The sequence below is a fragment of the Mesorhizobium ciceri biovar biserrulae genome, assembly GCF_001618845.1.
Lineage (GTDB): Bacteria > Pseudomonadota > Alphaproteobacteria > Rhizobiales > Rhizobiaceae > Mesorhizobium > Mesorhizobium ciceri.
The window spans coordinates 1,523,449-1,535,047 of record NZ_CP015064.1; the positions used below are offsets into that span (position 1 = coordinate 1,523,449).

Sequence of the window (11,599 nt, forward strand, 5' to 3'; positions counted from 1 at the left end):
CGTCTCAGGCTGCCTTGCCGTCGCCGAATTTTTCGATCGACCGCGCCAGTTCGGGATGGTTCAAGGCGAAGTCGGCCAGCGGAATGCCGTCGACCGCCGCTTGCCAGGCTTGCTGCACGGCACGTACGCCGGCGCCCGGTCCGTCCGGATGGCTGACGATGCCGCCGCCGCAGAGATAGAGAAGATCCACGGTCCGGCCGGTCCGTGCATATGTCTCGGGCGCCTGACCGCCCCACTGGCCGGAACCTGCCACCGGTAATGCGCAGTCCCCAGGCGAAAAGATCGGCGTCGTCACCGCCTTGAAGGATTCGACGAAAGAGTCATCCGGCTCCCAGTATTTCGAGGCGATGCCGTTGATCTGGAACTGGTCGACGCCGAGCAGTCGCCAGACTTGCTGCCAGACCTTGAAGTCCATGCCGAGGCCGGGGTGACGGGTGAGGATGTCCCAGCCGTTGCGATGAGCATGCAGCACCAGGCCGGAGCGTTTTCTCAGGAATGCCATGCCGCCAAAGCCGATCGAATTGATGTTGATAACAGCACAATTGCCGCCGGCCTTCGCCACCAGATCGTGGTTGCGCATCATCTCGTCCGGATCGGCGTGCGAAATGCCGAAGGCATACATGACCTTCTTGCCGGTCTTCTGCTCGTGATCGAGGATCAGCGGCATGATTGCCTTCACCCGTTCCGACAGGGGCGAATAGGCCGGGCTCATCAGCTTCTCGTCATCCTTGATGAAGTCGACGCCGGCGGCGATCAGTTCCGCCACCATTGCCGCCGTCTCGTGCGGCCGCAATCCTAGCGCCGGCTTGACGATCGTGCCGATGATCGGGCGGTCAGTCACATTGGTCAGCCGGCGGCTGCCGGCGACACCGAACTGTGGGCCGGGATGTGCCCCGCGATACTCCTCCGGCAATTTCATGTCGACGACGCGAATCCCGGTAAGGCCCTTGATCGAATAGGTGCCGCCGATGGCAATCGTCATCAGCGCCGAAAGGTCGGTGCCGATGGCATCGAACGGAAAGGCGATGTCGACATTGGCGCGCCTGAACGGCCCCTTACCGTCATTGGGAAGCGACGGCCGCTCGGCATCGGGCAGAGGCCGAATCGCCAGCACACGTGCCGCCACCCGGGCCTTCAGTTCCTCGGTCTCGCCGGGCAGCGCTACGAAGGTGCCGGTCGACTGATCGCTGGCGATCTTGGCCGCCAGCGCTTCGATGCTTCCAGGCGTTTCGATGCGGTAGGTGAGGGTGATCATGGTCCGCTGTCTCAAGCCGAGGCGTTCGAAAAAGGTTCACTGGTGTTTCAAATCTGGTATAATGAGTACATAAGTATTGCAAGTCATATCCGGCAGCGGGATCGACAGACGGCAATTCCGGGAATTGTGGCGGTAGTGTTAGATAGGGCCGGGTCAAGGGAGTGATTCGCGGCGATGAACCGTTCGGAACCGATTGTCCGGCGCAAGCTTTCCGATGAGGTCTTCTTGCGGCTGAAGCGCCTGATCACCAGCGGCGAGCTGATGCCAGGCGACGACATGCCCTCGGAGCGCGAGCTGATGGAGCGCTTCGAGGTCGGCCGCCCCGCGATCCGCGAGGCGATGCAGGCGCTGAGCAATATGGGGCTGGTTGCGATCTCGCATGGCGAACGCGCCAAGGTGCTGCAACTCACCGCCAAGTCGATCATCAAGCAGGTCGACGGCGCCGCCAAGATCATCCTGTCGTCATCGAAAGACACGCTGGAGCACCTGAAGACCGCGCGCATCTTCTTCGAGCGTGGCATGGTCAGGGAAGCCGCCGAAAAGGCCACCGCCGAGGATGTGCTGCGGCTGCGGGCCACCGTTGCCGAACAGCGCGGCTTTCGCGGCGATTCCGAAGCCTTCATCTCCGCCGACATGAAGTTCCATACACAGATCGCCGCGATCTCCGGCAACCCGATCTATGTCGCCGTCAGCGAGGCGATGCTCGGCTGGCTGAAGGAATACCACACCGAAATGCTGATCTGGACCGGCAAGGAAAAGTTCACGCTCACCGAGCACGAAGAGATCATCGGCCGCATCGAGAAGAAGGATGCCGATGGCGCCGAGAAGGCGATGATCAAGCATCTCGAACGCTCGCGCGCGCTCTATGTGATGAACTCCGAAAAATAACGTCAGTCGATCCGGACGATCTCGTAAGGCGTCATCACGAGATGGCCTCGGCCAAAAGCTGAAATGTCGACTTGCACGTCGTCCGCCGTCAGGTTCGCCAGCCACACGACAGTGTCGCCCGAGGCCGAGCGTCCAGCCAGCGCCAGCACCTTGGTCTCATCGCTCGTCCCTGCGGCCACATGCGCAAGGCCGGCCAGTTCGCAAAGCCCCTTGATGGCTCTGAAGAGCGGCCGGGGCGATCCTTCCGCGACGGGTTCTCCGGATGACGCCAGCACGCCGAACGGTCCGGTGAAGCTGGAGAGCGTGAGCTGTTCCAGCCCAGCGGCTGCGACGCGCGCGGCATAGCCGACCGTCCAAGCCGCCGCGAACTGGCCGGCATGGCGCGGATCGCTGTCGGCCATGGCAATGCGCTGTCCCCCGGGATTGGGTTTGGTCGCTCCGCCATAAGGGTTCTGGCGCATGGCAATCGTCGATGGTCCGATCCGGTAGGGTTTTGCCCCGAAGATCGCCCGTGCCGATTGGGTGATGAAAGGCAGCGCCTCCAGCGACTGCATGATGCTGAGATCGTCGGCGGCATGCACGATCGGGCAAGTGCAGTGGGTGACGAAATCGAGCTGGTCTGCCGGCACGCGCTTGCGGTTGAGTTCGGTGAAATAGCTGAACATGCCGCCGCCGAGGCGGATACCGGGGAATGCCCGCCGCGCTGCCGCATAAACGTCGTCGAGCGGCGGGCATTCCGGCCACGCGCTGCCCGGCGGCGTCGACTGCCGATCGACCGACGGCGACACGGCAATGGCCGAGAGTTTTAGCCCGGCCCGGCGAACCAGGTCGGCGACGCCGGACAGCTCGGCGTCAAGATCGCCAGCGCAGGCAACGACGCATTCGAGGGTTGTTTCGGCTGCGTAGGCAGTTGCGAGCCGGGCGAAAGCGCGCAAGGCATCGAGCCCGTGGCCGCGCGTCGGATCGTAGTGAAACAGCAGCTGTTGTGGGCCGAGTTCCGCCAGCGTGGAGAGGTTCGCCAGCGCCGTCTCGACATCCTCGGGATAGATGATCACGCCGATATCGGGCAGCCTTGCTCCCGCCTCGGCGAGTTTGACTCTGACCGGTTCGCTGGCCACTGCGGCAGCCGGCGCTTTGCCGTCACCTGCGATGCGCAGGCTGATCGTCTGGCGCAGGGGCTGGCCGGCAGGCAGCACATACGGCCACGGCAGCACCAGCGGCCGCACATAGGTCTTGTAGGAGGCGTCCGACCAGTTGCGCTGGTCCTCCATTTCGAAAGTATCGCCTTCCATCCGGCACTCAGCGGTGACACCAGGCCGAACCTGATGGGAGATGGCGCGGATATCCTTGAAAGGCTGCCAGGGGTCGATCAGTTCGGGAAGCTTTGTCGCCACCACGTTGCCGTCCGTATGCTCGACCGTGACCGGGCTGCCGGCGAGGCGGGCGATCGGGTGCAGGATGCAGAAACCGCAGCGGTTGGTTTCGAAATCGCTTTCGGGAAGGGCGCTGACGTCGAAGACCAGACGGCCGTCGGCAGAGCCTTTGATGGTGGCGCGGAAGCCGAGCCGGTTTCCATCGGGGGCCAGGCAGCTTGCCGAATAGCTGACCGAAAAAGCGTCGGCAGCCTGGTCGATGATCAGGTCCGTCAAATTTGGCTCATAGGTGCCCCAGTCGCGGTCACGCACGATATAGGCGATGGCGCGCAGCACTTCGGTGCCGCCATGGCGGATGGTGCGTAGATTGCCGTTGACGAAGTCGGCGCTGAGCGAGCCTGCGCTGAGCCTGACCGGCTCGGCCTCGACCACGCGCGTGCCGTAGAGCAGGAAAGTGTCGGCGGTCATTTCGGCAAGGCGTCGAGTTGCACCGATTGCCGGCTCGCGGCCCCAGCATAGGCGGCCTCGACCAGCGCGAACGTTTTGAGATTGTCCGCGCCCGAGGTCGCCGGCTCGGTCCCCTTTGCCAGGCAGTCGACCCAGTGCTGCTGGATGGCTACGACGCTTTCCTGGATGTTGTGCCAGGGCCGCGACGCCCAGGCCAGCAGCGGCGGCGAGACGTCGGTGACGGCCGTGCCGCTCTTGCCGGTGACGGTCAGCCGGTATCCCTGCGCCAGCCGGATCGTGCCGTCGCTGCCATCGATCTCGATCAGCGTTTCGGGAAACGGCTCGGTGGCGAGCTTGGTCGCGTAGCTGCAGTCGACCACGGAGGTTGCGCCGCTCTTGTGGTCCATCAGCATGGTCGCCACATCCTCGCCCGCAATGGCGGGATTGATGCGGGCGATTCGTGTCGTGATGGTCGAGACGTCGCCGAGCAGGAAACGGGCGATATCGAGGATATGGATACCGAGGTCCTCGATGATGAAGCGCTTTCCCGTCGCCAGATAGGGCTGACCGGAAAACACGTCATAGGCCGAGCGGAAGGAGATACGCCCGAAGAAGGGCGTGCCGATCTCGCCGCTATCGAGCACGGTCCGCACCGCCTGGATAGGTGACTGCCAGCGAAAATTCTCATGCACCATCAGCGGAACGCCGGCTTCCGCGCATGCCTTGACCATCGCCTTTGCGTCGGCAAGCGTCGGCGCGAACGGCTTTTGGCAGATCACCGGAACGCGATGGGCGGCCGCCATTTCGACCAGCGGACGATGGCTGGGCGCGGTGGTGGCGATATCGACGAAGTCCAGGCTTTCGCCGGCAAATAGTTCCGCCGCATCGGTATAGCGCTTCGCAATGCCGAACTGGTCACCGACGATCCGCAACCGTTCCGGGTCACGGTCGCAGATGGCGATGATCGAGGCGCCCGCTATGTCGCGCCAGGCATGCATCTGGTTGACGGCAAAGAAGCCGCAGCCGATCAGCGCTCCCCGCAGTTCCGCCATGCTCAGCCTGCCTTTGCCATCTGCATCAAGGTGACACGTTGCTGAAGCCGGCGCTGTGCCTGGTCGACGACGACGGCGACGATGATGACGAGGCCCTTGATCACCATCTGCCAGAACGAACTCACGCCCATCATCACCAACCCGTCCGAAAGAATGCCGATGACGAAGGCGCCGACGATGGTGCCGCCGATCGTGCCGCGGCCGCCCGACATCGAGGTGCCGCCGAGCACTGCCGCCGCAATGGCGTTGAGCTCGAAGCTTTCGCCCGTCGCCGGATGCGAGGCCATCAGCTCGGACGAGATGATCAGGCCGACGATCGCCGCGCAGAAACCGGAGAACATATAGACGAACATCTTGACCATGTTGACCCGGACGCCCGAAATCCGCGACGCCCGTTCATTGCCGCCGACGGCGAAGATATGGCGACCGAGTGGCGTGTACTTGGCGAGATAGGCGGCTCCCAGTGCAACGACGATGAGGATCCAGATCGCCACCGGCAGGCCAAGCAGCCGGCCCGCCCCGAGGAAGCCGAAGCCGGTGGTGCCAAGCTCCGGCTTGCCGACGAGGTTGGGAAAGGTGCGGCCATCCGACGACAGCAGCGCCAGGCCGCGCGCGACATAGAGCACGCCGAGCGTGGCGATGAACGGCGCGACGTTTAGCCTGGTGATCAGCAAGCCGTTGACGGCGCCGATCAATATGCCGACGGCAAGCGTGATCAGCGCGATCTCAAAGACGTTGAAATAGATGGTGTAGCCGATCTGCAGGTCGACGCCGTTGAGCACGAGATACCCGGCCACCATACCGCACAGGCCGACGATCGAACCGACCGAAAGGTCGATGCCACCGGTGATAATGACGAAGGTCATGCCCATCGCCAGGAACGCATTCAGCGCCACGTGCTTCGACATCAGGATCAGATTGGCGGTCGACAGGAAATTAGGCGCCGCGATCGAAAAGAAGATCAAGACGGCGATGAGCGCGATGAAGGTTCTCGCCTTCATCAGCGTCAGCAGCAGCGAGCCGCTCGAGACGGAGGGGACAGCCGCCTTGGCCGGGATGTCAGTCATGGGCGGTTTTCTCCGTGCGCGGGGTCGGCCCGTGGCCAAGTGCCGAGGCGGAGACAAGGGCTGCCTCCGTCGCCTCGGAGCGATCGAACATGCCCGTCAGTTTTCCGTTGCTCATCACCGCAATGCGGTCTGACAGCGCCATCACCTCATCGAGATCCGAGGTGGCGAAGAGAATGCCCAATCCATCGCGCGACAGTTTGCGCATGGTGCGGAAGACGTCGGCCTTGGCGCCGACATCGATGCCTCGGCTGGGCTCGTCCATCAGCAGCACCTTGGGCCCGGTGAGCAGCGCCTTGCCGATCACCACCTTCTGCTGGTTGCCGCCCGACAGCGACGACACCTCTTGCGCCGGGTCGGCGACCCTGATCGCCAACTCCCGCACCACCTGCGTCACCGCCTGCCTTTCGTCGGCGCCACGGATGTGGAACAGGCGGGCAAAGCGCGACAGGCTGGCCAGCGTCAAATTGCTGTCGACCGAAAGGATCGAGACAAGCCCTTCGCGCTGGCGATCCTCGGGGATCAGCGCCAGCCCGCGCCGGATGCGCCGCGTCGTATCGCGCTCCTTGACCTTTCTACCGCCAATGAAGATGTCGCCGGTCGAATGGCCGTGGCGGCCCATGATGCAGTCGAACAGTTCGCTGCGCCCGGCGCCCATCAAGCCGTATATGCCGAGGATCTCGCCGGCACGCAGCGACAACGAGACATGGTCGACGGCAAGTCCGCCGGTGGCACAAGGCAGGCAGATCTCCTCGGCACGAAAAATCTCTTCGCCCGGAAGATGGCCGTCGGCCTTGGCGAAGTCCTTGGCGTCGGAGCCGATCATCTGGCGAACGATCCACTGCGTGTCGACGTTCTTCATCTCTTCCTGGCCGGTGATGCGGCCGTCACGCAGCACGGTGATGTAGTCGCCGATGCGGATCAGCTCTTCGAGCCGGTGCGAGATGTAGACGATCGCCACGCCGCGCGCCTTGAGGTCGGCGATCACCTTAAACAGGATCTCGACTTCCGCAGCACTCAGCGCCGAGGTCGGTTCGTCCATAATCAGGATGCGCGCGTCGAGCGAAACCGCCTTGGCGATCTCGACCAGTTGCTGCTGGCCGATACGCAGATCCTCGACCAGCATGTCGGGCCGGATGCCGGCCTGCAGGCGTTCCAGAAATTCCGCAGCGCGGTTTTCCTGTTGCGCGTGGTCGATTTTGCCGAAGCGGTTGGTGATTTCCCGGGTGGCGAAAATATTCTCGGCGACGCTCATATTGCCGAACAGGTTCAGCTCCTGGAACACCATGCCGATGCCACGGTTCACCGCATCACCGGATGACGAGAAGGAAACCTCTTCGCCTTCCAGCAGGATGCGGCCGGCGGTCGGCCGTTCGACGCCGGCGATGATCTTCATCAGCGTCGACTTGCCGGCGCCGTTTTCGCCGACCAGCACGTTGACCGCGCCCTTGCGCACCTCGAAATTGGCGCGCTTGACCGCAACGGTGCCGGAATAGACCTTGGAGACGTCCTCCAGCTTCAGGATGATTTCGCGCTCCGCGATCGCGCTCATGGCTTCGGCCCGATCTCTGCTTCCGCCGGCGTCACCAGCGGCAGGTCCTGGCCGCTGCCCAGCGTGTAGGCGCCGAGCACCTTGGCGCTGCGGCCTTCCAGCGCCTCGCGCGGCAGCTTCGACAGCACCGTCTTGTCGGCATAAGCGTTGAAAGCCTTGCCGAACTGGGCGAAGTCGATCTGGTTGGTGAAGTCGTTGAACTGGATGAAGTCCAGGCTGTCGCGCAGCGCGGTACCGCGCACCGCCGGTCCGATCTGCACCCGTGCATCGGCTTTGCCGTCGCCGTCGACATCGACGTCGACCGTTGCCGCACGCGACTGTGTGTTGGCCGCGATAATCTTGCCTTCCAGCCGAACCGCGAAAGTCCAAGGCGAATTCGCCTGCTTGTTCGGATTGCCGTATTTGGCGCCGGCAGCCGCTGGGTCGGTTGTCGCCAGGGTGTGAACCTGCGCAAACGGTCCGGCTTTCTGCTGGAGATAGGGCACGACCTTTGCCGCCCATATCTCTTCGACCATCTTGTCTGGATTGAAGGTGGCAGCGTTGTTGCCGTCGTCCGATTTCGTCGGCAGGATCTTGCAGGCGGTCAGGCTGATGCCGACCATCACGGTAAGGATCGGCCAGTTCGGCTTGGTGTTCAGCATGGCGGCCTGTCGTTCAGCATCGTGGGCGGCCCACGGAAAATGGCGGCGAGGGGCGATCCTGGGTTCGCCCCTCGCTATTCAAATCACGCTGGCTCAGTTCGTCAGCGCGAAGGTCTCCAGCTTGGCGGCATTGTCGCCATTGACCAGAACGCAGTCCATCAATTGCTTTTCCTTGGCCGGCGACTTCTTGTTCTTGATGAAGTCGTTGGCCTGCTCGACCGCCATCTGCGCCTGCGCGAAGGCGGGCTGCAGCACCGTTGCCTTGATGCCGCCCGAGGTGATGGAGTCGCGAACATCGTTCGATCCGTCGAAGCCGACGACGATGACATCCTTGCGGTTCGCCGCGGCAAGTGCCGCATAGGCGCCCATCGCCATCGTATCGTTGCCGGAGATCACGCCCTTGATGTCGGGGTTGGCCTGCAGGATCGATTCCATCTTGGAATAGGCTTCCGTCTGGCTCCAGTTGGCCGACTGCTGGGCGACCATCTTCAGGTCCGGATAGTCGTCGATGACGTCGTGATAGCCCTTGGAACGAATGCCGGCATTGGTGTCGGATTCCTTGCCGACCAGCTCGACGAAATTGCCCTTCTCGCCCATCAGCTTGACGAATTCCTGCGCGCCGAGCTGGGCGCCCTGGTAGTTGTTGGAGACGATCTGCGCGACGGCGACGCCGGTGGCGTTGATCTCGCGGTCGATCAGGAAGGACGGAATGCCTGCGTCCTTGGCTTTCTGTACCGCGGCGACGGTGGCGTCGGCGCCGGCATTGTCGAGGATGATCGCCTTGGCGCCGCGGCCGATCGCGGTGTCGATCAGCTCGGACTGCTTGTTGGCGTCGTCGTCATGGACCAGCACCAGCGCCTCGTAGCCGAGTTCCTTGGCCTTGGCTTCGGCGCCGACGGCTTCCGCCTTGAAGAACGGATTGTCGTGCGAGGGCGTGATGATGGCGATGAGATCCGCCGCGTAGGCGGGCACGGCCGTGCCAAGCGCCAGCATGCCGGCGAAAGCCGCAAGCGTCATTCTGCGTGTAAGTTTCATGAAGTCCTCCCGTTTGAAAAATTGCCTTGGTTACCCAAAGCATCTGTCGGCATCCGAATTCGTCAGGCGGCGCGGGCGGCGGATCGCTTCCGGGCTAAAGAGCCGTTTGCCGGCTTCCCCTCCACGGATCGTTGCTCCCCAGCCATCCTCCACTCGCCCAGGCATCGTACTCCTGCGAAAACCCTGTCGATCCGAGCCATGAACAGCTAAGCCAACTGGTATGATGAGTCAACCACGAATTCAGGTGATATGTACCTGATGAGCTACGATGCCGAGCGTCGCAACGGTACGGCGACGTCGCGGCGGCAGCGCTTCTCCTCTTCAGGTGATACGCTGAATGCTGGCGGCGATCTCTTCCGGCTCGAACACGCGCTTCCAATCGTCCCGCATCAGCACCGGCTTGCCGAACTCGATCGCCTTGTTGCAGGCATCCGAGAAAACGCCCTTGGTCTCGCCGAAAATGACGGCGCCCAGCACGTTCATATGGCCGAGCAGGAAGTCGAGCGCCGCCTGCTGGTCGACGCCGCGTGCCACGACCTCGTCGACGGCTTCCTTCATGACCACCAGCAGCGAGGCGCACACCGTCTCCGAAAGCCCGGGTTCCAGCAGCGCCATCTGTTCGACGCTGACGCGGTGCGAACGCATGACCGGCGCCCAGATGATCTTCGCGATCGCCTCGCCCTTGGCGTAATCCTCTTCCGGCCCCTGCATCAAGGCGCTGACCATATGCTGCTTGGCCTTGACGCCGCCGAAATAGTCCTTCTTTGCCGCCATATCTGTTTCGTCGTTGAAGATCGGCGGATGGCAGGGGTGGGTGACGAAATAGGTGAGGTCCGGTCGATTCGGCAGGTGGCCGGCGAAGGGTGCCGCCGCGTCGAGCACCACCACCATGGTGCCCGGTGCCAGCTTGCTCTCGATGCTGGTCGCCACCTTGCCGATATGCGTGTCGGGAACGGCCAGGATCACCACATCGGCGCCCTTGAGCGCTTCGTCGGCGCTGACAGTATCGAAACCCAGCCCGGTCTTCAGCAGTTCGCGGCCGGCATCGCTGACCTCGACATGGCGTATTGTGTAGGGCGACCCGCGAAAATTGGTCGACAGGCGGTAGCCCATTTTCCCACCGGCACCGAACAGCGCAATCGTTGTCATTTGGTCACTACTCCTGATCTCAGCGGACGGTATCGCCCGTCGTCAACTGATCAACTGGTATAATCACGCTACCAGATTTTGGCAATCCGATAATGACCATGCGATGCGTTCGCCGCGTCATCGGCTGCCGCCCTCGCAAGCTCAAGCACGAGAACCATGGATGACGCGCTCGGGATATGATCTCTAGATCACCAGAAGAAGCCCGCGCTTGCCCGCCGAGTGCGCATGAGCGCTGCTCTGCCATCCCCAGAAATAGGAGGCATGTGATAGGGGTCGGAGGTCGGGCCGGGCGCTACTTCAAAAGATCGACCAGCATGTCGAAAGCCGCATCGATATCGCCGCGAACCGCCGCCTGAACTGCCTGCTCGTCCCGGTCGCGCAGGGCCGCAAACATCTGTTGATGGTATGTGTTCGCGGTCGAGTAGGATCCATGCAGCATATTGAAATAGGGGCTGATCTGCAGCCACAGATCCTTGATGATCTTGAGCAGGGTTTCGGATCCCGCTGCTCGGTAGATTGCGAAGTGGAAGGTATAATTCGCCCTGAGATAGGCCTTTACGTCGTCCGCGCCATTCGCGCGTTCCAGTGAGTCCAGATCGCGCGCGAAAATCGCAAGGTCCGCCTCGCTGCGGTTCTGTGAGGCCCAGCCGGCGGCGATGGCCTCTATCTCAAAACGTACATTGCGCAAATCGGTGAGCCGCTCGCGGCTGAGCGCCGGAATACCAATGGAGCGCCCGGATACTACCGTCAGCGCGTTGGCTGCCGTCAGGCGCCGCAGCGCTTCCCTGACCGGCATCGGACTGACGCCAAAGGCGTCGGCGAGGCTCTGAACCGTGACCATCTCGCCCGGCACGATGCTGCCGTCGAGGATCAACTCGGTGACCTGATTGTAGACCCGGTCCTGCAGAGTTTCCTTGGACAGTGGAATGATCTCGACACCAGGCTTCCTGAACGCCGATCCAGCCATCTCCTGTCAACCTTCCCGCCTGAGGGCGACACCTGCTTGTGTGCTCGTGTCGGAATGCAAGGTTCGTGGTGCCACGTCAAGCGGCTGACATGGCCGGTTTTGATATAAACGATTTCATCATTGATATTTGATCAAATCATGATACGGTCGCTGGCATCGAATGACAAGGGTTTACG

At 62.7% G+C, this 11,599-nt stretch carries 10 protein-coding genes; 1 reads left to right on the forward strand and 9 read right to left on the reverse strand.

What is annotated here, in order from left to right:
* Positions 1 to 4 precede the first annotated feature (4 nt).
* Positions 5 to 1,255 carry a 3-oxo-isoapionate-4-phosphate decarboxylase OiaX gene (gene oiaX, locus A4R29_RS06720; RefSeq protein WP_063171533.1) on the reverse strand — a complete coding sequence of 417 codons (1,251 nt, stop codon included), beginning with the start codon at positions 1,253 to 1,255 and terminating at the stop codon, positions 5 to 7.
* Positions 1,256 to 1,429: 174 nt separating this feature from the next.
* Between oiaX and A4R29_RS06725 the strand changes: the two genes are divergently transcribed.
* Positions 1,430 to 2,143, forward strand: coding sequence for a transcriptional regulator NanR (locus A4R29_RS06725; RefSeq protein WP_063167520.1), 714 nt, complete (start codon positions 1,430 to 1,432; stop codon positions 2,141 to 2,143).
* Positions 2,144 to 2,145: 2 nt separating this feature from the next.
* Here A4R29_RS06725 and apnL read toward each other — a convergent pair whose 3' ends face one another.
* The 8 genes from apnL to A4R29_RS06765 all read right to left on the reverse strand — a co-directional run bounded on the left by apnL (position 2,146) and on the right by A4R29_RS06765 (position 11,423).
* On the reverse strand, positions 2,146 to 3,984 hold the full coding sequence (gene apnL, locus A4R29_RS06730) for a D-apionate lactonase (protein ID WP_063171534.1): 1,839 nt from the start codon (positions 3,982 to 3,984) through the stop codon (positions 2,146 to 2,148).
* Positions 3,981 to 5,015, reverse strand: a complete 1,035-nt coding sequence (locus A4R29_RS06735; protein WP_063171535.1) for a Gfo/Idh/MocA family protein — start codon at positions 5,013 to 5,015, stop codon at positions 3,981 to 3,983. Before A4R29_RS06735 ends, apnL begins: the two co-directional genes overlap by 4 nt.
* A 2-nt stretch (positions 5,016 to 5,017) precedes the next feature.
* Positions 5,018 to 6,082: an ABC transporter permease gene (locus A4R29_RS06740; RefSeq protein ID WP_063171536.1), complete on the reverse strand. Its 1,065-nt coding sequence runs from the start codon at positions 6,080 to 6,082 to the stop codon at positions 5,018 to 5,020.
* Complete coding sequence (locus A4R29_RS06745) at positions 6,075 to 7,631, reverse strand: sugar ABC transporter ATP-binding protein (protein WP_063171537.1); 1,557 nt, start codon at positions 7,629 to 7,631, stop codon at positions 6,075 to 6,077. Before A4R29_RS06745 ends, A4R29_RS06740 begins: the two co-directional genes overlap by 8 nt.
* Positions 7,628 to 8,272 carry a DUF2291 family protein gene (locus A4R29_RS06750; protein WP_027163941.1) on the reverse strand — a complete coding sequence of 215 codons (645 nt, stop codon included), beginning with the start codon at positions 8,270 to 8,272 and terminating at the stop codon, positions 7,628 to 7,630. The genes A4R29_RS06745 and A4R29_RS06750 overlap by 4 nt, the downstream gene beginning before the upstream one ends.
* A 93-nt stretch (positions 8,273 to 8,365) precedes the next feature.
* Positions 8,366 to 9,307, reverse strand: coding sequence for a D-ribose ABC transporter substrate-binding protein (locus tag A4R29_RS06755; protein ID WP_024502459.1), 942 nt, complete (start codon positions 9,305 to 9,307; stop codon positions 8,366 to 8,368).
* 321 nt (positions 9,308 to 9,628) lie between these two features.
* Positions 9,629 to 10,456 (reverse strand): phosphogluconate dehydrogenase C-terminal domain-containing protein, encoded by an 828-nt coding sequence (locus tag A4R29_RS06760; RefSeq protein ID WP_063171538.1) that lies wholly within the window; start codon positions 10,454 to 10,456, stop codon positions 9,629 to 9,631.
* Between the two features lie 292 nt (positions 10,457 to 10,748).
* Positions 10,749 to 11,423: a GntR family transcriptional regulator gene (locus tag A4R29_RS06765; protein WP_063171539.1), complete on the reverse strand. Its 675-nt coding sequence runs from the start codon at positions 11,421 to 11,423 to the stop codon at positions 10,749 to 10,751.
* Between the last annotated feature and the right edge of the window lie 176 nt (positions 11,424 to 11,599).